Below are 26,434 nucleotides of genomic sequence, written 5' to 3'. Positions count from 1 at the left end.
TCGAATAGCAAACATATAAAACTGTTTTAACATTACTTTACGGTTTTCCATAATCTGTATCTTTAAATAAGTTGCAAAATAGTTCTTTTAATAAGCATATTGATACCGTATAAATACCTGTTTTAAATTTTTATTGCGCATAAAAAAAGATGCCGAAGCATCTTTTTATTCTTAAAACAAATCTTTTATATCAACCTTTAAGGCTCTTGCAATTAAAGTTAGAGTTTTTACTGTTGGATTCGTTTCTCCTCTTTCTATTCTGGCAACCTGATTTACTGACATACCAATTTCAATAGCTAATTTAGATTGAGAATATTGATCTTTTTCTTCTCTAATTTTTCTTATGTTAGCTCCAAGCTTAATTTGTACTTTATTTATTTCTTTTTCTTCCACATGATAAATTTCCAGTATAAAAAAACATTAATCCTACACATATATGTGTAGTTGTGTGTTTTTTTCATTATATTTGTTTTTGAATTTATATATTTGCGATTCTTCACATTAAGATATTTGAAGCATTCGCTTAGAATCTCGACTTGAAAACTGGAAATTTAAAAGGAACGAGAGGATAAGTAAGATGCTCACGCCTATGGCGTGGGCTCACTTATTGTTCCTCGGTATTTCCAGTACCTCAAGTCAATAAGCTGAGTTCTGCGCCTTTTTTATTAGGTTCTTCATGGCTTATATTTCTTAGCAATCCTTTAAATTAAAAATGACTTCGCATTATAAGAGAATTTTAATCTTAAAACTCGTTTATTAATGTAAAAAGAAATTTTATTATGACCATTAAGCCGTTTACTTAATGCATAAAAAATGGCCCTCTACTTCGTCGCTAAACTGTTATAGAGGACCGTAGCTAATCAAATCTTCGTTTAACTAACCAATCCAATATTATGAATATTTTTTCATTTTACAAGGATGGGAAAGGTCTTTATTGCCTGTTTTTTATATGGCTTTGTTTTTCTTTTTCATCTGTCTATGCCAAAAACACAGTCCGGCACAGTACTATTTTTACTCAACAACATCAAATTCAAGGGGCTATAACCGATGGTCTCAATCCATTGCCTGGTGTTACTATTGCTGTTAAAAGCAAACTTAATTCGTCTACTATTTCAGATTATAGTGGACAATACACCCTTTTTTCCGCTCCAAATGACACCTTAATTGTTTCTTTTATTGGTTTTAAAACTGCTTTGATCCCAATAAAAAGTCGAACGAACATTGATATACAATTGCTTTATGATATCACAACCCTTCAGGAAGTTAAAGTCAATGCCGGTTATTATTCCGTAAAAGAAAGCGAACGCACCGGAAGTATTGCTCGTATCACTTCCAAAGATATCGAAACACAGCCCGTAACTAATATCCTTGCAACAATGCAGGGCCGTATGGCTGGAGTGAGCATAACCCAGGCAACTGGAGTTCCCGGTGGAGGCTTTGATATAAAGATAAGGGGACAGAACAGCATCAGGACGGATGCCAATGCACCTCTGTATATTATTGATGGTGTACCCTATTCCTCGGAACCCGTTGGGTCCTTTTATACTGGAACAACTTTCCCCACACTTACCAGTCCTCTAAACAGTATAAATCCTGACGCGATCGAAAGCATAGAGATTCTAAAAGATGCAGATGCTACCTCTATCTACGGATCTAGAGGTGCCAACGGTGTCGTTTTGATTACAACCAAGAAAGGTAAAGCCGGAAAAACAAAGTTTACCGTGACGGCATCGACAGGTACTGGGACGGTGACTAAGTTTATAAAACTGATGAATACACAAGAGTACTTGGATATGCGCAGACAGGCCTTTATAAATGACGGGATTAGCGAGTACGGGATTTCTGATTATGATATAAACGGCACATGGGATCAAAACCGCTACACAGACTGGCAGAAAGAACTACTTGGAGGAACAGCTCAAATAACTGACCTTCATGCATCTGTATCAGGAGGTTCAGAGCATACACAGTTTCTGGTCAGTGGTTCTTACCATACAGAATCCACTGTGTTTGCTGGTGATTTTTTATACCGAAAAGGGGGCAGCCAGATAAATTTAAACCACCAGTCAGAGGATAATAAATTTAAGCTGACATTCTCGGCAGGATTTAATAGACAGGATAATAACCAGCCGTCATTTGATTTTACCTATGATGCGCGGGCACTGCCTCCTAATGCGCCAGCTTTATATAATTCCGATGGTGAACTAAATTGGGAAAACGGAACTTGGGATAATCCCCTTAGAAATCTTAATACGGAATTTGAATCTGCAACCAATGATTTAACAGCAAATACAACTCTTACATACGAACTGGCAAAAGGATTATCGGTAAAAAGTAACCTTGGATATACAATCTTGCATAATGATGAAACCCGAATCGTGCCATCCACAATTTATAATCCGGCAAATAATGTAAGCAGTGCAGGTTCTGCTATTTTTTTAAATAATACAGATCGCTCGTCATGGATTATAGAACCACAGATCAACTGGAAAAAAGATCTTGGTAAATCTAATCTCGACATTCTCTTGGGAGCCACATTTCAAAGCCAGGAGTCCCAATCACTTGTTCAGTCTGGAACAGGTTTCGCTTCCAACAATCTAATTTATAACCTTGCCGCCGCAAAGAATGTACGTGTGCTCACTAACGACCAGACTCAGTATAAATATCAGGCTATTTTCGGAAGGATAAATTACAACCTCAAAGAGCGGTATATCATCAATCTGACAGCAAGACGAGATGGATCCAGTCGTTTTGGTCCTGGAAATCAATTTGCTTATTTCGGGGCAGTAGGTCTGGCTTGGATTTTTTCAAATGAAAATTTACTAAAAGACAGCTCGTGGCTAAGTTTTGGTAAAATCCGTTCCAGTTATGGAACAACAGGAAATGATCAAATCGGTGATTATCAATTTCTAGATACCTATACCACCTCATCAGTGCTTTATGGTGGCAACACCGGACTTTCTCCCTCAAGATTGTATAATGCAGATTTTGGATGGGAAACAAATAAAAAATTTGAAGCAGCGCTCGAGCTTGGTTTTTTTCAGGATCGCATATTTGTAACAGGAGCTTGGTATCAAAATCGATCGTCCAATCAGCTGGTGGGCCTATCCTTGCCGGGCACAACAGGTTTTACAAGCATACAGTCCAATCTTGACGCTGTTGTAGAAAACAGCGGACTGGAATTTACACTTCGTACCAGTAATTTTGTAAAAGGAAATTTTACCTGGATAACAAATCTAAACTTAACGTTTGCCAACAATAAATTGGTGCGTTTTCCAGGTCTGGAAAGCTCAGCTTACAGCCAGCAGTACCGGATTGGAAAACCTTTAAATATCGCACTGCTCTACGACCTCAAAGGTGTTAATCCGCAGACAGGCTTATATGAATTCGATGATTTAAATGGCGATGGCAGTATTACATTTCCCGAAGATAGACAGGCAATGGCCGATCTGAATCCGAAATATTTCGGAGGAATTCAAAATCAGCTGACTTATAAAGGAATCACTTTAGATTTTTTATTTCAGTTGGTAAAACAGAAAAACAGAACTTATCCAATGGGACCTGCCGGAATGATGTCCAATCAGCAGCAAAGAATAGCCAGCAGCTGGAGGGAACAGAACGATATTGCGCCATATCAGATCTACACTACCGGGTATAACGATGATGCTATGACAGCCAGTTATTTACTTGATGAAAGCACGGGATCCGTTACCGATGCTTCATTCATTCGGTTGAAAAATATATCTCTTTCCTACAACCTGCCTCTTTCGTTAAAAGAAACCCAGTGTAAAATTATGCTGCAGGGCCAGAACCTTTTGACATTCACTAAATATAAGGATGGGGATCCGGAATTTTTAAGTTACGGTTTTCTGCCGCCACTAAAAGTTATAACAGCAGGAATACAATTAATATTTTAAATCAATTAATATGAAAACACTTTTTAACACATCGATCAATGCCTTGTGCCATATTATTATAATTTCGATGTTCTCCTGTGATTCGTTTGTAGAAGTTGATCTGCCAAAATCCCAGCTGACCACACCAACTGTTTTTGAAGACTATAATACTGCCAGTTCAGCACTTTTAAATATTTACTCCAATATTAGGGATGCGGGAATTTTCACTGGAACAGCTGTAGGGATTTCAAATCAGCTTGGCAACTATGCAGATGAAATTAAAAGCAGTGAAAGTCCAACCAATTCCAGTTTAAGTTTTTATAAAAATACACTTTTGCCTGCCAACACTGTTATCAGTGGGTACTGGAACGCCGCTTATAATCAAATTTATGCTGCAAATGGGATAATCGAAGGCTCAGCTGCAAGCAGCAATCTTACCCTTGAGCAGAAGAATCAGCTTCAGGGAGAAGCATTGTTTATCAGGGCACTGGTTCATTTCTATCTTACAAACCTTTTTGGAGATATACCCTATATTACTAGCACTGATTATAAAGAAAACAGCACTGTTAGCAGAAAACCTGTTGCGGAGATATATAGAAAGCTTACAACAGATCTTGAAAATGCTATTCTTTTACTGCCTGTTCAGTATCAGGGTCAGGAAAGAGTGCGTCCTAATGTTTTAACTGCAAAAGCTCTTCTTGCCAGAGTCTATTTGTATTCAAAAGCTTATCCGGAAGCGGCAAATGCCTCCTCTGCTGTACTTAACAGAGAAGAACTTTATCATCTGGAAAGTCCCGACCGTGCATTTTTATTGAATTCAAATGAAACTATATGGCAGCTACAGGCCGGAGCTGGAGGCAGAAATACAGCAGAAGCTGCCACTTTTACTTTTATTTCGATTCCTCCCCCTCGTGTTTCGCTCAGCAATTTTCTGGTGGATTCATTTGGGGCTGGTGATCTGCGCAGGTCCCTATGGATAAAAGCAGTTACAAAAAATACTTCGACATTTTACCACGCATATAAATACAAAGAAAACAACTCAACAGCAGTTTCAAAAGAATATGCAATAATGTTTCGATTAGCCGAGCAGTATCTGATCAGAGCAGAGGCCAGGGCCTATCAGGGAGATCTCATTGGTGCCAAGGAAGATTTAAATAAAGTAAGGCATCGCGCAGGCCTATCAGACACTTCAGCCACAACGCAGCAGGAAATTTTGGACGCTATAATTATTGAGAGAAAATGGGAACTTTTTACTGAGTACGGGCATCGTTTTTTTGATCTTAAAAGGACGGCTAAATTAGACATTGTACTCAGTGGAATTAAGCCTGGCTGGAATACACCTGATGATTTATTACCTATTCCTCAAAGTGAGTTTAGTGCAAATCCTTTTCTTGGTTCTCAAAATCCGGGATATTAAATTTATAATTATGTTTTTCAATATAATAAAGAAGCATCTGAGAACCATGAGGTTCTGTGAAATGCAATGCCCACTATATTTAGTTTTATTATTTATTTTGCCATTAGTAGCCTGTCCCTTATGGGGGCAGGTGGTGCAAAAAAAAGTCTTGTCACCTGATGAGTACCATTTTTGGGGAGAAGTTCGTTTAGAGAAAATAAGCCATGATGAGAAATGGGCAGTATACAATATGGAGTATACCAGCGGAAACGATACTTTATTTGTTCAGAATATCGAAAAAAATACTACATATGCTTTTCCGGGCGGCGAAAACGGCAGCTTTGCGCCTAATGATATATTCGTTTGCCGTTCAGGAGATAACCTACATATTCTTAATTTGAAAACCTCAAAAAAAGAAACAGTACCCAATGTGATGCAGTATTCATTAAGTGAAACAGGGTATTTAATTTATTTGCGAACCAATAAGAATAATAAAAAAACCCTTGAAATCAGATCGATGCAAAGCGGAAGCATCAAAAAGATCAATGATGTAACTAGTTATCTGATGAGTCCTGATGGTAAAAATTTGGTCTATACAACCTTATTGGATAACAGGAATGCTATTGCTTTAATTAGTATTAAAAAACCGGAAAACATAAAATGGTTTCAGCAGGACAGCAGGGAAAAATTCATAGGTTTGACATGGCAGAAAGAAGGGAATGCGCTGGCCTTTATAAAGCAGTATGATGATTCCAAAGAAAATATTTTGTTTCTGTACAACCTATTGAATCATGAATTATATAATCTTAGCGCATCTGATATAAATTTCCCGGAAAATTGGTCCATAGTAAATGACACTTTTCGAAAAATTCTAATATCTGAAGACCTGCAGAAAGTTTTTTTTGCTGTTGTTACCCCATCTGCTTTAATACAGCAGGAATCAAATATTGAGATATGGAATGCAAATGATAAGTGGATATATCCAGTTGATAAATTTCAGGGCAGTATTGAAAAGAAATCAAAATTAGGTTTATGGCAGCCTACAGAAAGCAAAGTAAATATTATTACCTCAAATGAGTTATCAAGTGTTATGCTTACCGCCGATATGAAGTATGCTATATTATCAAATCCCAAAGAGTATGAACCCCAATTTGAAATAGAAGGTCCGAGAGATTATTACATCTTAAACTTGAAAACTTTCGAGAAAAAATTAATTCTGGAAAAACATCCCTATGATTTAGAGGCATTGAACCCTTCGCCCACAGGAAAATACCTGGCGTACTTTAAAGAAAATAACTGGTGGGTTTATAATCCGGCCACTGATGCCCATACAAATATTACTGGCTCGACGGGCATTAAATTCAAGGGGAAAAAGCAGGAACTTGTTCCGGAATCAGTCTATGGAAATCCAGGGTGGACACAAAAAGACAATGAGATTATCCTATACGACCAATACGATATTTGGGCCATTACCCCTAATGGAAGTAATTTTAGAAGATTAACTAAAGGAAGGGAGCAGCAAATACAATACAGAATTATTAATCCGTCTGTCAATTATAGAAAACTCGTATATGACGGACCCGTTGTAGAGACCTTTGACCTGAACAAAAAAATATTTCTAAGGGCAAAGGGAAATGACGGTAAGATGGGCTGTTTTAGATGGGATAAATCTTCCTTTGAAAAAAGAATAGTCTATTTAGACAGTTATATTGATCAGTTTAAATACAGTGAGAAAAGAAATAAAATTTTCTATCGAGAGCAAAAATTTGATATGCCTCCACAACTCGTCAGCAGTAATAATTCATCGCTGTCGGTTAGTTTTTTTAAAAGCAATCCCCAGCATGAAAAATACTATTGGGGAAAATCCGAACTGATTAATTTTAAAAATTCAAGATATCAGAATTTAAAAGCTGTTCTATTATATCCTGCTGCTTACGATCCCAAAAAAAAATATCCAATGATTGTTAATATTTATCAGGGTAAAGCCGATGAGTTGCATCTATATCAAAACCCTACCTTTGCAAACGAAGGAGGATTTAATGTTACTTTAATGACATTGGAAGGATATTTTGTGCTTCTTCCTGATATCAGCCTTATTTACCAGAGCCCAGGTATTTCTGCTGCTGACTGTGTGGTTTCTGCAACAACGGCAGTAATAAAAAAAGGGATTGTAAATTCTGCAAAAATAGGGCTTATGGGACATTCTTTCGGCGGATATGAGACCGCTTTTACTATTACACAGACCCCTATGTTTGCTGCTGCAATTGCCAGTGGGGCGATAACGGACCTGATAAGCCTTTATTATTCTGTCGGCAGATCTGGAAATCCGGAAATGTGGCGCTTTGAGAGCGAACAATGGAATATGGGTGGATCTCCACATGATATACCATCAAGCTATCATGCTAATTCACCTCTTCCAAATGCTGTAAATATTCAATCACCTCTACTGCTGTGGAGTGGTAAAAATGACAAGCAGGTAGACATACACCAGAGTTTAGAATTTTACCTGGCAATGCGCCGATTAAAGAAAAAAAGCATCATGCTTTTATATGCTGATGAAGGTCATGTTTTTACAAAACCAGACAATCAAAAAGACATTACGATACGCATGATGGAATGGTTTAATTACTTCTTGAAGGATGATCATTCCTATTCTTGGATTAACAAAGGAGTACAATAGAAATTTAAATAGGAATGCAGTCCCAAATGGGACTGCATTCTTCCATGAAAACGAAAATTACTGACCATTTACAACACGATATAAAGGTTGAACACAATTGTTTTGGTCATCTTTTTCATAAGCAACAGGACCTGATGTTACGTTAAGACGACATAGCTGCGGCTTTTGAATGTTAGAGCAATCTATTGGTTCTTCTTCAGTACAGTCTCCATTTGAATCAGGAAAGTATCCTGGTCGGATGGCAAGGGTATCTGCTTTTGGCGAACTCTGCATGGAGGTAGTTGCAAAAGCGCCTGCCATTGCCAATAATACGGCAGCCACAGGCATTCCATTTTTTAAAAATAAACTTTTCATAATATTAAAATTTAAAATTATAATTTGATCTACTTTTTCTACAGGTTTCGATCTGTTTCCTGTCAACAGCGCTGGTAAATTTTTAATTATTGAATTTCATTCTTAATTATTTTTTTTAGTTCATAAACCACAAGATCATTCCCAATTATAGCATACAAATGCGTATCAGTTGCTGCAAAAGAATTAAGGACTTTGCTCGAAGTATGGAAGATAGGAAAACTGAGCAGATATGTATTGTTTTTTAGATTGTATACGTCTATAATAAAGGATTTATCCCATAACTTTTTATTCTCATACCTGCCCTTTACCCTGGAATGCACGAAGAGCAGATTGCCGACTACTGCGGCATTAGCATTTACTACGAATGATGGCGTGGACATTGCATATTGTTTTCCATCCCTGAGGAGTGAAACCTTTAAATTTGGATGGCTTATAGTATCAATGGTATGTCCTCTGGTGATAAGTTTTCCGTTTTTTTCAGCGGTCATAAATTCATTGCGGTAATAGTATAGGTAGACAATTTTCTTTGCCGCTTCACTGTACAGAAGCGTTCCATCAGTATCAAAAATGCCATCATTGCGGCTCTGCAGAAGTTCTCTGCTATATGTTGTTTTTTGTTCGGCGTCAGCATTATAAATCCCCAAAACATTTGCCAGTTTTTTTGAATTGTTTGATCTGAATACCGCCATGCTGCTGTCAATTGGGACTATCCTTGTAAAGTAAGGAACTGAGTTTAATTCTCTAGTGATGGTCCAGTTTTTCATATCTCCTCTAAGGAGCACAGGAACATTCCCATCCGATAAATAAAAATAGGGTTCTCTGACACTTATCGTAATTGATTGGAAGGGGATTTTTTTTACATCGAAATACAGTTTATCTAATTTTTTGTTCTTTAGATTTTGGTCCATTGAAAGTACATACATTGGATATTGATAGTTTCCAAGATAGATCCTGTTATTTGCAAAACCGGCAATATAATATGAATGATGTTTTAAATCTATTGTATTTGAAAACTCAGCTGGATGATTTGGATATGTTCTTATAAAAGGGTTGTTATGATGTATGATATTTTCAGAGGAAAGAAATAAAATAAACACAATCAGTATACTGCCAACAATAATTCCAATTGTTAATTTAACCGTTCTGGTGCCTGTTGTAGATGCAGTAGCATTAATGTTGGTTTGTTTTTCTAGCACAATTGCAAAAAGGGCCAGGACAATAAATATACAATTGAAAATCAAGTGCATATTCCAGCTCATTTTCTCTAAAATCCCTCCGCAGGAACAGGGAATAAAAGAACTGAAATTTAGAATTATAAAAATATAAGCAGAAAACATTGTCATCAAACCCATTGCAGCATACAAACCTATTGATTGCAATTTGGGTACTAGCAGTGCTGCAGCGATTAATAGTTCAATACTAATTACCAGCCACGAAATCCACGAGGCATATATACTTAATAATGGAGACTGACCAAGCTGCACTTCAAAATTCTCAAAATTCAATAATTTACTTACTGCTGCATAAACAAAAAGAATTGTATACAAGAGACAAATGATCTCCGCAATTACTTTTTTACTATGTAAATTTAATTTTTTCATCTTTACAGATTTTGAAAATCATTCCTGTTTCAAATTCTAGAAAGGATATCTTAACTTGAAGTTTTACTAATTAGAATTTGATAAGACAAAATTACAGTGACCTCTGCAATAAACTGTTACCGAAAACAAGCCAAGATTTTTCAAAAACAATCAATTATAGTTAAAAAAATAAAAAAAGACATTACTAAACTATTTTGTTTAGCAATGCCTTGATTAAATAATGCAATTCAAAGAAAATTACTTACCCGTTTCACTCAACGTGTTTAGTTTTTCACTAAGTTCAATCAGTCCGGCTTTTTGTAAACATTCATCTCCAAAGAATCTTAAATCCTGAAGATTTTCATCTGGGATACTCATCAAGAGAATTGAGGGTTTGTCATTATCCTTAGCAGATAATCCACGTTCAATAACATGGTTTAATAATAATACATTTTTTCGTGAAATTTTCAAATCAATCTTCACTACATCATTCATGCCTGGGATACTAAGTACAGTATCAAAAACCTTGGCCACATCATTTGTTGTCATAATCTTCACGGTTTTAATTAATAATTTATTTCTACAAAGGTATAAAGCCAGTCTTAAAGTGTCATGGACATAATATGTCCATCATAGGTAAAATCCATTTCGCTTACTTAATTTTGTCTCTGAAATAAAAAGGAAAGGTTAAAATTGAGCAACCAAAAACCTTCCCTAAAACAGTCAGGATTTTGCTGTTTTAAAATTGGTTTATTGCTTTGAAAGAGCACGTTTTTCAATCTAAGATTCGGACCACAAATTGGCACAATTGCTACCCAGTTATAATAGTTCTGAATTTTATGCAGTGTGCACTTTCCTTGAGTTCTAAAATAAAATGAAACAGATTTTATAAAAAGATATTGAAATTTTAATGACTTAATGAATACAGCATTGAATTTACGGAATACCACAATAAGTACAGCAAATAGTATAAAAGAAGTCTGTAAAAGAGAAATTTAAGTTTTGAGTATTTTGGAAACATAGGAATATCCGAAAGACATTTAAACTATCAGCAGGATTGCAACGTTCCTGCAATCGGCAAGATGTCCTGTTGTTAAACAACAGCCTTCTTGCTGCTCTACACTCGGGACTCGTTAGCAGTGATACTGGAAGAATAAAAAGAGCTTGATAATAATGAAAAAGAGAGATGATGAAAAGAGAAAATTCAAACAGAACACGCATTGTCGGGTTACGGTTTACACCCGAAGAGTATGAAAAAATTGAGAAAAAATGGAAAGCGAGTACTTGCCGCAAGCTTAGCGATTACATTCGCAGGCACCTATTTGGCAAATCTATAAACACCACTTACAGGAATCAGTCTTTGGATGATATGATCCATGAAATGACCCAGTTGTTCAGGCAATTAAATGGGATTGGAAACAACTTCAATCAGGCAGTAAAAAAACTGCATACACTAAATCAGATTCCGGAATTCAAGGTATGGATTATAAGCGCTGAACTGGATAAAAAAATCCTTTTTGACAAGATGGATGAAATCAAAAATTACATCCAGAAAATCTCGGAAAGATGGTTGCGATCATAAAGACCGGACATTCCCTTCATAAGGTTTTTTATTACAATGAAAACAAAGTAAAAGAGCGTGTGGCAGAATGTATAGGCGCCGGAAATTATCCGATTGATGTTGATAAAATGGGACCTACTGTAAAACTGAACCGATTTTTAAAACAGCTGCAACTAAATGAAAATGTAAAGCGAAACAGTGTTCATATTTCGATCAACTTTGATCCGTCAGAAAATTATTCCAAGGAAAAATTAATGGCTATCGCTGATTCGTATATGGAAAAAATCGGTTTTGGTGAGCAGCCTTATCTCGTATATCAGCATCACGATTCCGGGCATGCGCACATCCATCTGGTCTCCATAAATGTTCAGAGGGATGGTACACGAATTGATATGCAAAATATTGGTAAAAACCGATCTGAACCGGCAAGAAAAGAAATCGAAGAACGCTTTGGACTTGTTAAGGCTCAAGGGAATAAAAATAGTCCGGATTTTCACCTGAAGCCAATCATTTCAGGAAAGGTTCAATACGGTAGAAGCGAATCAAAAAAGGCTATTACAAATGTACTGGATCAGGTGCTTTCATCGTACAAATATACCAGCCTTCCACAGCTCAATGCCGTACTCAAACAATACAATGTTTTAGCAGACCCAGGGAATGAAGATTCAAGAATGTTTAAGGCAAAAGGATTAATGTACAGGATACTCGATGAAAATGGAAAACCTATTGGTGTACCCATAAAAGCCAGTCTTTTTTACAACAAGCCTACACTGAAATTTTTAGAAGAAAAATTCGCATCCAATACCAAAAATCAAGTCTCAGATATAAGAAGGGTGAAAAACGCCATTGATATGGCATTTTTAAGAACAAAAATATCAATAAGAGAATTAGTTCAACTACTGGAAAAAGAGGGTATCAATACTGTTTTTAGAAAAAACGCAGAAGGTTTACTTTACGGTATTACCTACGTTGACCATACCACAAAATGTGTTTTTAATGGAAGTACACTCGGTAAACAATATAGTGCCAAAGCAATACAGGAAAGATGTACGTCAATTAATCAGGAAGAACAAAAAATGCCAAATTTGGTTGGTGAAAAATTACACGAAATCAAATTTGAAACACCGAAATCGGAAATAGTTGCAGCACTGTTTGGAGATGATTTCAGGGATAACAAGTATGTAGGATCCAGTACTATAATGGGCCAATTAGCAGAGATGCTCACACAAGCTGAACAGACATCTAATTACCTTCCATACGAGCTGAAAAACAAAAAGAAAAAAAGAAGAGGACAGTCTAATAATCGATAAAACTTAAAATTATGGCTATGCAGACAGGAGAAAACGAACAGGCACTGAGAAAGATCTTGGATATGACAAGACTCATCAGTATTATTATTTTAGTAATCCATTTTTATTATTACTGTTATGCAGCGTTTCGGGAGTGGCATCTGGTCAGTGGGTTCAGTGATAAAATTATAGGTAATATTTACAATACAGGACTATTTAGTAATTTTCATAAGTCCAAACTCTTTGCACTGGGATTTTTAATAATCTCACTGCTTGGAGTTAAAGGGAGAAAAGATGAAAAACTGAATTACAAAACAGCTTTTGCTTATATAATTACCGGGATTCTGATTTACTTTATAAGTTATCTTTCACTATACCTGAAAATAGAATTAATGTTGGCAGCTATTGTCTACATGGCCATAACTTCCAGTGGCTTTCTTCTGATGCTTTCCGGCGGTACATTATTATCGCGTATTATAAAAAACAGGTTAAACAGCAAGGATATTTTTAACAACGAAAATGAAACTTTCCCCCAGGAAGAAAGGTTCTTGGAAAATGAATATTCCATCAACCTTCCCGCTCGATACCATTTAAAGGATAAGATAAGGGACAGTTGGATAAACATTATTAATCCTTTTCGGGGACTGCTGGTTTCCGGCACACCAGGATCTGGGAAATCTTATTTCGTCATACGCCATGTCATTACCCAGCACATCCGTAAACAATTCACCATGTTTGTCTATGATTTCAAGTTTGATGATCTGACCAGAATTGTCTATAATACCTGGCTTAAATACAAGCATCTCTATCCGGTTTTGCCTCAGTTCTATGTCATTAATTTTGATGACCTGACCCGGACAAATCGTTGTAATCCTTTAGAGCCATCTGGTATGAGTGACATTACGGATGCTTCAGAATCAGCGCGTACTATTTTGCTCGGACTCAACAGGGAATGGATCAAAAGACAGGGCGATTTTTTTGTAGAATCTCCGATTAATTTTCTATCAGCTATAATATGGTATTTACGAAAATACAAAGACGGCGAATTCTGTACGCTTCCCCATGTAATTGAACTAATGCAGGAAGATTACGATAGTCTCTTTACCCTGCTCAGAACCGAAAAAGAAATAGAAGTACTTATTAATCCTTTTGTGAATGCCTACCTAAATAATGTTATGGACCAGTTGGAGGGGCAAATTGCTTCGGCAAAAATTGCCATGGCACGGCTTTCCTCTCCACAATTGTATTATGTTTTATCTGGTAGCGATTTTACATTGGATATCAATAATCCGGATGAACCGAAGATTGTCTGCATGGGCAATAATCCGCAGAAAATCCAGATATATGGAGCTGTATTATCATTATATGTTAACCGATTGGTAAAACAAGTGAACAAAAAAAACAAGCAGAAAAGCAGTCTGATATTCGATGAATTTCCAACTATCTACCTCAACAATATGGACAGTTTGATCGCTACTGCTAGAAGCAACAAAGTAGCAACTTGTCTGGGTATCCAAGATTTTAGCCAGCTGCGTAAAGATTATGGACGAGAACAGGCGGATGTTATTATGAATATTGTTGGGAACGTAGTCAGCGGACAGGTTACAGGTGATACAGCTAAACAATTATCAGAGCGTTTTGGAAAAATTATGCAGGATAGGGAAAGCCTTTCCATCAATAGCGGAGATACTTCTATAAGCCGGTCCAAACAATTGGAATCTGCTGTACCTCCGTCCAAAATTTCCGGACTTAGTTCCGGTGAGTTTGTTGGTATGGTAGCCGATGATCCTGATTGTAAAATAGAACTTAAAACCTTTCATTCTGAAATAGTAAATGACCATGAAGCATTGAAAAAAGAAAAGGATGATTACATCGATATCCCTGTCATTCGAAAAGTCGACAATTCAATGGTGCTGCGCAATTATCTGCAAATAAAAAAAGACATCAAGGATATCATTTATGCTGAAAAAGAACGACTATTAAATGATCCTGAATTGATGAATTTAGTGATTAAGAAGTGATAAAAATTAAACTTAGAAATAATGACACAGAAACAATTTACCGATATTATTCAATTAATAAAGCAATCCAGATCAAATGCTATTACAGTAGTTAATACTGAAATGATTAATCTTTACTGGAATATTGGGCAGTACATTCACAATCGTATTGAAACAGCAGATTGGGGAAAATCAGTTGTAAAAGAACTGGCTGATTTTTTACAGAAAAGTGAACCTGATTTAAAAGGATTTTCGGACAAGAATCTTTGGAGAATGAAACAGTTTTATCAAACATACAAAGCTTTTCCAAAACTCTCAGCACTGCTGAGAGAAATCAGCTGGACTAACAATCTTATCATTTTAAGCAGGACCAAATCAATCGAAGAACAGGAATTTTATTTGCGGCTTTCAAGTCAGGAGAAATTTAGTTCAAGAGAATTAGAAAGGCAGATAAACAGTGGCGTTTTTGAAAGAACAATTATTGGAAATTCAAAAGTCTCATCAATGATGAGAGAATTACATCCCGATATCAAAAATACTTTTAAGGACAGCTATATATTTGATTTTTTAAACCTTTCTGAATCCTATAGCGAGAGTGATTTACAAAAGGGATTGATCAATCAAATGAAAAATTTTATACTTGAGTTAGGCAAAGATTTTTTATTTATAGAAGAAGAATATAAAGTTCAGGTAGGTCATAGTGATTTTTATATTGATCTGGTTTTTTATCATAGAGGCTTACAGTGTTTGGTAGCATTTGAATTAAAATCAGATAAGTTTAAACCTGAACATCTCGGACAGTTGAATTTTTATCTCGAAGCATTGGATCGGGATGTGAAAAAGCAGAATGAAAACCCAAGTATTGGTATTTTATTATGCAAAGATCAGGATCATACCGTTGTAGAATACGCTTTAAGCAGAAGTCTATCTCCAACGATGGTTGCGGAATATAAAATTCAACTGCCAGACAAAAAACTATTAACACAAAAGCTGACCGATCTTTAATTAATTTTTAACAACCGTATTATAAACTGCTATAATTCAAACTCATAATACTCTCCCTCTGTAAGATAATGGACATCAAAATTCCATTTTTCAAAAACACTATCTTCATCTGATTTAAATATTCCACGCAGTATTTCATTATCGTATGTAAAATAGAATTTATAATGTGAGTTTATGGACCTATTTTTATTTCTTATTATCCTTGCCATTGATTCTTTAGTAGGTAAATAATCTTTGTTAATTCCATTAACACTCATTAAATAATTCTCGCAGTCAATAAGATCATAAAGTTCATTAGAGTTATTTGCCTTACTTCCATGATGGGTTACTTTAACCAAATTACATTTAATTTTATTATTTTTAGAATACCCCATTGTTTTTAGACTCCTTACTACATCTGAAGGATGTGAATCCGCAAGCCACAAAATTTTCTTTCCTTTAAAAATAGTCAAGACACTAATACTACTACCATTTTCAACAGATGTATCTTCAGTCCAAAAATCAAGATTAAAATCGTCTAACCTCATATTATAGTCATATTCTTTAGGTTTCTTGGCCTCACTGATTTCGCTAGATTCATTTTTTTGAAGTGGAACTATTGGTAAACGATACTTCTCCCGAAGTTTATTAATTTTTCCAACTGATGGTGTGAGCACCTTAAATTCCATGCCAAAAATAATGGGAAGGGTAATTTCAGATGTTATGTCAAAGTTTTTAATTTTTCCTTTCTGATTCAAATAATTATAGAGTTGGTCACCCTGATCAATACTTTTTATTTCACTAATTTTTTTTTCATCAGAAACGACTTTTAAAGCAGGATATATTCTCGGGGGGTTATAATACCATTCTTGAACAATATCAGTAAATTCTCCTCTTTTAATTGTAGTAAGATATTTTATTACGCCTCCAATATGATCATCATGAATATGAGAAATGAGCCACATATCAATGATTTCTTTATTGGTAATAAGTTCTTTGATTTCATTAGAGAGAATATGGTTAAAGGTTCGTTCATATCCAGAGTCAATAAAAATATTATGATTTTGGTTATCATCTCCTTTAAAAGTAATTCGTGAAGCATCTCCGCACTCTGCTTGGTAAAAATATATTTTCATTTTAGTCTCTTTCATACATTAGCATTTCTCCTTTAACAGTACCGTTTTCAAGTGAGAAAACACCGCATGGAACTCCGAAATCATAATCCTGATTTCCCAAATCCGAAATTTTTTCGCCAAGTATGGTCCAGATTATTTCAAGATTGTTTTTACTTAGAAATTCAACAAGTTTATCTTTGCGAATCAGAACCCCTTTAGGATTGATGTTTGTCACAACTAAATCTCCATTTGAATCTATAAAATCTCCATCGTTGGATGCGTACTGCAATCCTAATCCTTCAAATAAAGTTTGACATGGAATGTTGTATTCAAAATTTGCATCAGATTTATCATTTTCCATGCTTCCTTTTGCTGATGTTGTAGCAACAATAACTTTATAGTCAGTGTCCCGAATAAATTCCCATTTAGGCTCTTGTCCTTCATCAAAATAAGCTGGCGACCAAAACTTTTCTCGATTGATTAAACGGCTTATTGTACCATGATTTTCAGGCATCCAAAGTCCGAAAAAATTTTTATCCGACAAGTATGTTACGATTTCTCGTTTATCTTTCTTTTTTACCAAATATGCCTGAATCAAATATTCTATATGTTTGTGGGGAGAAAAATATTTATCTTCTCCTAGGCTCTTGGGTTGTCTCCATCCAATATAATGCTCTAAATGTAACCACTCAACACCCTCAGGATCTTTTTTGACAATGACATCTTTACCCATTGGCAAGTCTTCAATTTGGAATGCCCATATATTAGAAGGAACGTTCCAATGCGTGTATGTAGGTTCTCCCCACCACTTTTTCTCATTGTAAATAATCCCAAGGTCATCTTCTATATTATCCTCATTGATGTTTAAGCTTGTATAAGCAGGATCTATATTTCGGATATAAAGCTGCCAGGCTCCGTTATAATAATTAGGTTTTCTAGAACCCCATCTTTTTTTCATTTCATAATTATCCACTATAATTGAAAGAATTTCATAAAAAGCAATCCATTGGTATTTTTTACCAATACGTTCAACTTTATTGTTATGTCGATTATTATAACTACCGGCTCCAGAGTCAAACTCACCATGTAAATCTTTTTTATAGCCTAGCTTAAATACTCGTTGCACAATCCAATATTTGATAGGAGCTGTAGAAAATAAAGACATGTTCCTATACTTTATTTTTATTTTAATTTGCATGTATGGAATTCCTATTCTATCTAACCATATTCTTTGTTCTGTAGCAAAAGTACCAAGGGCATTCTCTTGAAAATCTTCCAAAAATTTAATTTTTTCAGCTAATTCTTTTTCACTTTCAGAAAATTCAGAAGTAAAATTTCTATCGCGTTTTTCACTACAGAAAAAAATTAATTCGATATTTTGTGAAATCATTTTAAGTATTTTTTTTTCACTTTTATTTAGCGATTTAGAAAAATTTTTCATTTCTTCATCTGCATTCTTTTTTAAAGGGGAAAATGAACTTAAAGCTGTATTCACAATTTTATTACCGAAATCACCGCTTATCACTGAATGATAAATTTGATTAAAAGAATTCTTGTACTGGATTTTTTCAGTCTTCTTATTGTACGGAATCTCATATTTTTGAGTTTCTTTCTTGGTTGGGAAAAATGGAACATTACTCTGATACGGCGGACGTACTAATGTCATATCAAAATTTAAGTTTGTTTTTCTATAAAAAGCATACTCACATATGTTTCTTGCATAATCAAGGAGTAATATATTTCTGGGCGGTTTGCCATTTTTAAAAATAGAAGAATAGGTATATTTTGATATTTCTGAAATCGATTCCTTTTGCGCCGTCCGGAGTATACAGCCGTAAGCAACAGCATAAAGTCTTTCCAGTATATACATATCGTTAGTTCGCCTAAATACTTTTAATGTAGAAATTAATGCTTGCGGTTGATTCTCTAGAAGATTGACCATGGCCTTCGTTGTTTTATCGCGAAGTTCCACACAGGTACTTGCTAAAACCCAGGATAAGCTTTGAGCTGTAAGTCGTGTTGTTTCATAATCCAAATTTGGAGAAATATTTTTTGTCCAAGCCCAGTCAATTAAGCGTCTAATAGGAAAAGCACTACCATAATCGTCATTACCTCCGAAACCCAAAAGATATGATTGCCAGAAACTATCCCGTTCTGACATTGTATACTTTTTTAGACCATGGTGCAAGCGGTCACTATTTAATGGATGCCCAGGGATGGCAGTGAACTCTAGTAATTTATGAATCCAATCATCATTATCTACCAAAAAATCGTCACTTGATAACCAATAGTTTAATTTTTCAGAATTAATACTATCAATTGCTCTCCAAGTGAGACTTTTAAGAAAATAATTACTTATCATGTGGGTATGATTACGATAAGTATCAAGTTGTTTTTCTTCATCAATCATCCAGTTAAAAACTTCAAAAATCTCAATTTCATATTTTTCGGGGAGTAAAACTGCTATAGCCTCGATGATTCCATTATTATAGTACTTATCAAATAGTATGGCAAGAGGAGTATTTTTTTCAAATGCTGGAACTATTTGTTCTTTTGATTTGTAAGGTTTTAATAATTCTTCCGCAATATAAAAATCTCCAAATCTTTCATAGGCAAAATAGATTGTCTCTTCATGTTTATCTCTTACAGAGTTATAATTCATATTCTTTGTAAGTACATTTTCTTGGATTAAATCATGTAATAAATTAGGAAACCTTGAAAATTCTTTATCAAAAAATTCTACAGCTTCTTGTAAGAAGAGAATTCTTTTTCCTTTTTCAAAACACAGGGCAGCTATTTTGTTAATCGCTTCTCTAACAAGAGTTGTACGGTTAGCATATTCAATTTTTGCTAGTAATTTGATATTTATTGATGTAATATACATATCAAATACCTCTTTTATTCCATGAAATCCTAACGGAAAAGCTTTATCTGCTGACTCTTTTACGCCAATACAGACTAGCTGTAGAAACAGAGGATTGGTAAATTCTGGAGCAAGAATTGGAAATGTTGGCTGTTTGAGCCCAAAGAAGTTGCAAAATAATTTTAAGGCTGCATATTCATTACCTCTAAAACCCTCATGTGTTAGAAATGTTATTTCTTCGTTTTTACGAGTACTTTCCGGTATTACAAATTTAAAATAGGTTGAGCGGACTGTTAATACAAGTCCTATAAAAGGGTAGGTAGAAATTTCTTTTATAAATCCTGCAAGATTATCTGTCCATAAATCAGATGTTTTACTTTCGTTCACAGCATCAATAAGGATAAGAACTCGGGAATTTATCTGAGCACCGATATCATTAAGACTGGTTAAAAAATCTTTAAAACTGCACTGAAGATCAAGCTTTTCAAGAATATTCGCAGATATGCTTTTAGTACTAGTAAAATTCTGTCCCAGTAATAGAATTGTTGGGATATCTTTTTTTATCCTCTCATTTGCTACATCTCCCAATAGATGCGATTTACCACAACCTGCTTCACCTTTTATAATAAGAAAAGGGTTGTTTGCAAGTCTGATATCGATATCATTCTCTAACCGTCCTAAAAAAGTATTATTATCCCTACGCATTTCCCACAGTCTTTCAATTTCAGCACTATATGGTTCTCGATAATTGTATTCTTTTTTTATATTTTTTATTTCACTTTCTTTTTGTCTTCTAAGTTGATACAACTGATCTGTTTTGTCATTTGTTAGTTCATTAAATGTATTGATTTCAATAAGAATCCATTCTGGATCAAAGATTTCATCTGCTTTGAATTCAATGTCCGATAGCCATTGTTTAACTTTCTGACGAAATGCTACAAGTTTTTTTTCTATTTCGCCTACATGCTCATTTTCAAATAGAGTATGGTAACTTTTTTCACTAATCCAGTCGTCGAAAATTTTGAATGTTCTTGATTTGAAATTCTGATCTTTTGAAATGTCATTAAATTTGAGTGCTATAGGTAATCTGAAATTTAGTTTTTCATTAAATCTAGGACCTAAATTTTCAATAGCTAATTCTACTTTTTGCTTGAAAAATGAAGGTGTCAACCCTTGTCCTCCCATAAATGAAAATGTGATCGGTGGAAAATAACAGTTATTAAGAAGTTCATTAAGAGTATCCAAATATTGACAATAAATAACTTTTCCCATATCCTCGGGTCTAAAACGAGTAAAAATCCCAAAAAGATATATTTCATCGTTTGCTTCTAGAAAAACTCCACTACCTGAAAAACCTTCTGTTGCCCATGAGTTATAATCTTCATGCAGCTGTAATTGAAATTTATGAACTTCCGTCATCTCTTGTTTCCAAGTCGGGAAAATCACATCTAATTCTTTACCCTGAGTAGCATTTGGAAATCCTTTAACAGCAAATTGATTAAAGGACTGTCTATGGTTTACACATAATATCTTAGGTATTAGCCCTATATAGGATTCTAATTCACTCTTATCAAAAACAAGTACAGCAACATCTTTATCAGCATCTTTAAAAACTAATCGGTTATCGATTGTTTTGGTTGTACTGTAATACGAGTTATTTTTGGAATTGTAAAAATCAATATTTATTTCTTCTAAAGGTTCTTGAAACCCATCTCCGTCTTGGAATAAGCAATGTGCAGCGGTCAAAATATATACCAAGTCCTTTAATTGGTCGTTATAATATACAATTCCTGATCCTATGCAGTTACCTGTTACTCTATTTGTAAGTCTTATTGTAAGATTAGATATAATTTTATCGTTAGTATTTTTCATTCTTAATTAACTTTTTAAATTTTACTGTCACTCTCTTAATGAATAATAAAAATCACTACAAATCATGGATTTCAAGACCATTTAAACCGTGTTCTAAAACCCCAAATAATGTTTGAGAATAATACTGGGAAGTTCCCTCTATAAGTTCCAATTCACTAACATTTAGGTTAACATCCGTTCTTATACTTGCCTGATGGTTAAAGCGATCGTTATAGGTTGCAAATTGTCTTAGTTGCATAGGCAAGACATCAGTTCCTTTAAACAATGTTTTTAAACGATTACAATACCCATAATCCAAATTAAAGGTTTTGACAGGCAGAACTACATTATGAAATGTTCCGGTATGTCTTACTTTGTTTAAGTCAATATGTGTTGACGAATACTTAATACCATCAAGATTTTCAGAAACCCATTGCAATAAAAGCTGTGGAATAATGTACTCAGGCTTAAATGTGTCTTCTGAATTTTTAACTTTAATTGAACAGCAAGCGACTAATGGCCAGGTTAAAACTTTATATAAAGAAGTATTTACATCTGTTCTTATGGTATCATTTTTTAAATTAGAATTATATATATCTGAAGTTAAATCTAGTAATCTAAGATCGCGCTGATTAACTAACCTTATAGCCTGAATTGAATCTATATTTGGTCTGCGCATTTCTTCCCAAGCTACATATATTGAATTTGCCGTGTAAAGTGATGGAAGCCCAGGAATACTAAATCTTTGTGATTTTACTATTCCACGCTTCTCAAATGGAATATGAAACAATTCGTCTTTGCTCAAAGGATAATTTCCACTAGTAGTTCTAATACGATAAAGATTATTTGCTGCCGGAAGTCTTGAATTCTTATCAAGATATTCAGTTATATTTATAGCTTTCATTGTATTCCTGAAAGTTATATAAGCCTGAGCCGGTTTACCTTTATAAAAATTATCAATTGTCCTGAGGAGCCCGTTAATTAGAACTCCAATCTTTTTTTTATATTCATTTACATCACGATAATTCAAGTCGGGATGTGACGATATGATTTCTGAGTTATCTACTAAGGTTTTAAAATCGATCAATTTTGAAGCGACTGCTTTCCTAAAACCTTCACTGTCATAATGAATTGGTACGTTGGTAATAGGATTATGCAATAAGGATAATAATTCCATAATAGTAAAATTTTATTTTTTTTGTAATGTAGCTAATCCCGAAACTTTACTTAAATCAAGAGAAAAATTATCAACCTTATGGTTTTTATATTCTAAATCAGTATAACCAAGAAGACCTGCAATTGTGTGAACAATAGGTTTACGTTTATTCGTATCATCTCTAATTTTACTATGATAAAAATGTTCTTTTATGCCTATAACGGTATTTACATAAAAATACATTGACCCCTTACCATCAGGATTCTTTGATAGATTACAATGTGTTTCAAATTCAGGACTTATTATTATCATTTCAAGTATAGAATAATCTGCTTTTCCCATATGAACAGACTGTGAATGTTCTGTAAAAATTTTACTTTTTGCTGGAATTTCATTTTTTAAGATCTTTTCCATTTCTGGGTTATGCATTAAAAAAAAGATTCCACATCTTTTTTCTTCCATAGTATCTTCATTAACAATTAGATCTGGTTTTTCATGAAGTAGCATTAATAAAGATAAAGCAAGCTTTTTGCAAATAAGTTCATCCGCAATTACTTTAATTTCCAAATTAATTTTACCAGCTATACTTACCAATATTTGAAATTCCTCATCGATAGTTCTGCATGATAAAAAAGGCAAACAATTCTCAAGTAGAGAGAAAATAAAATTTAAATCTTCATCTGATAATAGATCTTCAGATTGTTCTATTGCTAATCCTAGGATACTATATGAATATTTAGCTTTAAAACCGCTATAAATAATGATATTTAGAAATTCTTTAAAAAGCAACTTGCCCTTTTCTTTATTCTGCTTTTTACAAAATTCAACAAAAGATAAAAATTGCTGAATTATATTATTATGATTATCTGAATGAGAAAAATACTTTTGAAATAAAATTCTAAAATTCTCTACAACAGACTCATCTGAGGGATCATTGCTGATTACCTCTTCAATACCATCAAAATCTTCATCAACAAATGCATTTTCGATTAATTTTGTAGTCAAAATATTGGCTTCTTTTTTTGCTCCGGCAGATTTATACAGATTTATAGCTTTAGCTGTATTGCTTCTATAATTTTGGTTGTATTGTTTAATTTTAGCATAATAATTAGCACAATCTTCGTACGCCTGAGCTGCTTTTGTATTTTCTCCAAGTAATTCTAATATTTCTGCCTTTTCATTTAATGCATTAGCGATACCGTAATAATAATTTACTACGGAACATGCGGTAAAAGATTTTTCAGCATATTCAAGACCAATTTCTAAATTTCCATCCGCTGCTTCAACACTAGCCAAAATCCAATAAACCCGGCCTTCATCTTTTTTGATGTTATACTGAACAGTATAAACTAATGCCTCGTTATAAATCGCCTTGGCTCCTTCAATATTTTTCTCATCCCTTAAGATATTACCAAAATTAATTAAATTCAAAATTGCCCTGTCCTTCATCTCATATCTTTGATAAAGTTCTATTGCTTTTTTGCAATGTATTTTTGCTTTCTCAAATTTCTTCTTTTTTCGATAAATTGACGTTAGTGCATTTAAAACAATTACTTCAATAGAGAATTCAGTATCGTCACCTTTTATAATTTCCAATAATTGTAAACCATATTTTTCTGCATCATTATGATACAGATCATCATGAGCAAGACTTGAAACTAAATTAGCTAAACTGCTTATCATTCCTCTTCTGTCTCCAAGCTCTTCGAAAATTCCAAAAGCTTCCTTACTAACCATTGCAGCCTTCGTTGTTTCTGACATATCTACATAAATTTTGGCCAGAGTAACTAGTAATGGTGCTTTTACTTCTTTATTTTCTTCTTTCAGATCAGAAAAAATTTTATCAGCCATTTCAGTTGCTTCAGAAATACATCCCTGTTCTACTAAATCCGCTGCTTTAAATATCAATGCAGCTGCTAGCATTTTTTTATTTTTTACTTTTTCAAGATAAAAAATTGAATGATCTAATTCCGAACGTGATTCTTCCTTATTTCCAAGTAGATGATTTGCATGGCTTAAATGATAGTATAAATATCCTTTCTCAATATTTTTCTTAACCTTACTAAGAGTTCTTTTTATAACTTTTACAGCAAAAGGAAGTTCTCCCCAATCTAGTAATCTTGGAAAAACATCAAATAAATATTTATCCACTTTTTCGGGAGCTATGTCAATTAAGAGATAAGTTGCTTGTATTATTTCATTCTTGGATAAAAAGTAATCCCCAAGTTTTATCAAATAATGTTCAAGTAGTCCTTTATCTTTTATCTTATCTAAAACAAACTCTTTAAAGGTAGGATGAAAAATATGCAATAAGCCAGTTACACTATTGACCAATGTAGATAAATTTTCAATTACTTTAGAAAACTCCAACGGTGATGCAAACGAAAGAACTTCTGATAATTGAATAGTATTTATACTAAAATGAGGAGCTGAAATTAGTATTAAGATTTCTTGCTCAGATGTATTTAATTTGCTCCAAATTGCTTCTTGAAAAGCTATTAAACTTTTAGGCAATGAAATGACTTCAAAATTAGTTAAATAGAAGAGATATAAAGGATTACCTTTCGATGCTTTTCGAATTTTATTGAATTCTAAAGCACCAACTATCTTACCATGAGAGTTCAAAAAAGTTTTTATTTCCGAATCGGTAAAAGCTTCGCACTCATAAGTTACTACACCCGCTTGTGAAAAAAAAATTTTGTTTCGGGTTGCATACAAAAATTGATTATTGAATTTTTCCAGAGGTATAATTTTCGCTACGGTATCCGGCAGCTGCTCACAATCATCAATGATTATCGTAGCGCTCGTTTTTTGTAGACTACTTTGAAGCCATTCAACGGCTTGATCAACATCAACCACTTCAAGCAAGTCTTCGCCGTTTAGCTGGCGAATTTTGTTTATCAAATACGAAAAGATACTTATAGGAGATTTATCTTTAACAGAAATATAGATAACCTTTTCAAGGTCGTTTGCAAACTGATACAATATGGTTGTCTTTCCCATACCGGGCTCTCCGTAAAAGATCAATTGATTATGTTTTTCTAAAACATCTTGAATTTTTGAAACTTTGTCTTTTCTTTCAATAAGTTTTTTTTTTGATAGTCCCTCGGACAATGCTTCAAAATAAGGTGTGGAGTATAATTCCTGAAGCTTCTCCTGTTTTTGCTTATTGAGAAGTTCAAGCATTTCAGGAGAATTATTTATATGCAAGCCTCCCGCTACATTATATATAGTATGGGCGCTCTGTGAGGGTATATCAATTTTCATAAATTATTTCTGGTTGGGTTTATAATCTCCAGAGATATTTATAATATTTTTTTTGGCTTTCTGAACTCCAATATTAAAGCCGTTGGTATTACTAAATTCCATTGTGGACACCTGTGTTAGGACAGATTCATTTTCTTTAATCCATCCTTTAATCTCTGTAAACATTTCGTCATTATATTTTTCCCCTGTTACTGATTCAAATACATCTTCAATGTCTCTTTCTGGTTTTGAAGTATTTATTGATTCTTGGCTGCATATGGTTTCTAAATAGGTATCAACCTCCGTGTCATTTTTAAAGAATTTCCTAATTCTTTCTTTTAAGGACGAAAAATCAATTGTGTTTTTTAAAACATCATAGGTAGCACTGGCTATAACTTTAGTGGCGATATCAGCCTTATAAGCCAATACAAAAGCACTCACGGCAGAAAAAATTGTAAGCATA

16 protein-coding genes are annotated in these 26,434 nt (G+C 34.1%); 7 read left to right on the top strand and 9 right to left on the bottom strand.

From position 1 onward, the window contains the following. Positions 1-171 precede the first annotated feature (171 nt). Entirely contained in the window at positions 172-393 is a 222-nt protein-coding gene (locus AC3IS6_RS11245; protein ID WP_291285296.1) for a helix-turn-helix domain-containing protein, read from the bottom strand. Between the two features lie 500 nt (positions 394-893). Here AC3IS6_RS11245 and AC3IS6_RS11240 point away from each other — a divergent pair, with 500 nt between their 5' ends. From AC3IS6_RS11240 to AC3IS6_RS11230, 3 genes are all read left to right on the top strand, one after another. Continuing rightward, positions 894-3,917: a SusC/RagA family TonB-linked outer membrane protein gene (locus AC3IS6_RS11240; protein WP_291285297.1), complete on the top strand. Its 3,024-nt coding sequence runs from the start codon at positions 894-896 to the stop codon at positions 3,915-3,917. Positions 3,918-3,927: 10 nt separating this feature from the next. Beyond that, on the top strand, positions 3,928-5,313 hold the full coding sequence (locus tag AC3IS6_RS11235) for a RagB/SusD family nutrient uptake outer membrane protein (protein WP_291285298.1): 1,386 nt from the start codon (positions 3,928-3,930) through the stop codon (positions 5,311-5,313). Between the two features lie 61 nt (positions 5,314-5,374). Continuing rightward, positions 5,375-7,972: an alpha/beta hydrolase family protein gene (locus AC3IS6_RS11230; RefSeq protein ID WP_291285299.1), complete on the top strand. Its 2,598-nt coding sequence runs from the start codon at positions 5,375-5,377 to the stop codon at positions 7,970-7,972. Positions 7,973-8,029: 57 nt separating this feature from the next. On the opposite strand, the gene AC3IS6_RS11225 is transcribed toward AC3IS6_RS11230, so the two are convergent. The 3 genes from AC3IS6_RS11225 to AC3IS6_RS11215 all read right to left on the bottom strand — a co-directional run bounded on the left by AC3IS6_RS11225 (position 8,030) and on the right by AC3IS6_RS11215 (position 10,455). Next, entirely contained in the window at positions 8,030-8,326 is a 297-nt protein-coding gene (locus AC3IS6_RS11225; protein ID WP_072974240.1) for a DUF6520 family protein, read from the bottom strand. An 86-nt stretch (positions 8,327-8,412) separates the two neighbouring features. Continuing rightward, positions 8,413-9,927, bottom strand: coding sequence for a MauE/DoxX family redox-associated membrane protein (locus tag AC3IS6_RS11220; protein ID WP_291285300.1), 1,515 nt, complete (start codon positions 9,925-9,927; stop codon positions 8,413-8,415). 237 nt (positions 9,928-10,164) lie between these two features. Next, on the bottom strand, positions 10,165-10,455 hold the full coding sequence (locus AC3IS6_RS11215) for a hypothetical protein (RefSeq protein WP_366045962.1): 291 nt from the start codon (positions 10,453-10,455) through the stop codon (positions 10,165-10,167). A 640-nt stretch (positions 10,456-11,095) separates the two neighbouring features. Here AC3IS6_RS11215 and AC3IS6_RS11210 point away from each other — a divergent pair. From AC3IS6_RS11210 to AC3IS6_RS11195, 4 genes are read left to right on the top strand one after another with little or no spacing between them, the layout of a single operon-like run. Next, positions 11,096-11,488, top strand: a complete 393-nt coding sequence (locus AC3IS6_RS11210) for a plasmid mobilization protein (RefSeq protein WP_489159433.1) — start codon at positions 11,096-11,098, stop codon at positions 11,486-11,488. Then, positions 11,473-12,777 carry a relaxase/mobilization nuclease domain-containing protein gene (locus AC3IS6_RS11205; protein ID WP_395433557.1) on the top strand — a complete coding sequence of 435 codons (1,305 nt, stop codon included), beginning with the start codon at positions 11,473-11,475 and terminating at the stop codon, positions 12,775-12,777. The genes AC3IS6_RS11210 and AC3IS6_RS11205 overlap by 16 nt, the downstream gene beginning before the upstream one ends. Before the next feature lie 17 nt (positions 12,778-12,794). Continuing rightward, on the top strand, positions 12,795-14,777 hold the full coding sequence (mobC, locus tag AC3IS6_RS11200) for a conjugal transfer protein MobC (protein ID WP_291285302.1): 1,983 nt from the start codon (positions 12,795-12,797) through the stop codon (positions 14,775-14,777). A 21-nt stretch (positions 14,778-14,798) separates the two neighbouring features. Beyond that, complete coding sequence (locus tag AC3IS6_RS11195; RefSeq protein WP_291285303.1) at positions 14,799-15,761, top strand: PDDEXK nuclease domain-containing protein; 963 nt, start codon at positions 14,799-14,801, stop codon at positions 15,759-15,761. A gap of 29 nt (positions 15,762-15,790) precedes the next feature. Here the strand turns inward: AC3IS6_RS11195 and AC3IS6_RS11190 are convergent, their stop codons facing one another. From AC3IS6_RS11190 to AC3IS6_RS11170, 5 genes are read right to left on the bottom strand one after another with little or no spacing between them, the layout of a single operon-like run. Next, the gene (locus AC3IS6_RS11190; protein WP_291285304.1) at positions 15,791-16,891 is read right to left on the bottom strand and encodes a ComEC/Rec2 family competence protein; all 1,101 of its coding nucleotides are present in this window, start codon (positions 16,889-16,891) and stop codon (positions 15,791-15,793) included. Beyond that, positions 16,878-21,590 (bottom strand): AVAST type 2 anti-phage system protein Avs2, encoded by a 4,713-nt coding sequence (gene avs2 / locus AC3IS6_RS11185; protein WP_291285305.1) that lies wholly within the window; start codon positions 21,588-21,590, stop codon positions 16,878-16,880. Before avs2 ends, AC3IS6_RS11190 begins: the two co-directional genes overlap by 14 nt. A gap of 55 nt (positions 21,591-21,645) precedes the next feature. Further along, positions 21,646-22,746, bottom strand: coding sequence for an RES family NAD+ phosphorylase (locus AC3IS6_RS11180; protein ID WP_291285306.1), 1,101 nt, complete (start codon positions 22,744-22,746; stop codon positions 21,646-21,648). 12 nt (positions 22,747-22,758) lie between these two features. After that, on the bottom strand, positions 22,759-25,992 hold the full coding sequence (locus tag AC3IS6_RS11175; RefSeq protein WP_291285307.1) for an ATP-binding protein: 3,234 nt from the start codon (positions 25,990-25,992) through the stop codon (positions 22,759-22,761). Positions 25,993-25,995: 3 nt separating this feature from the next. Beyond that, positions 25,996-26,433 carry a hypothetical protein gene (locus AC3IS6_RS11170; RefSeq protein WP_291285308.1) on the bottom strand — a complete coding sequence of 146 codons (438 nt, stop codon included), beginning with the start codon at positions 26,431-26,433 and terminating at the stop codon, positions 25,996-25,998. Position 26,434 lies beyond the last annotated feature (1 nt).

It is taken from the genome of Flavobacterium sp. KH_035 (genome assembly GCF_057839565.1).
Note: the sequence above shows the minus strand (reverse complement) of the source record. Positions and strands in the feature narration are given on the sequence as shown.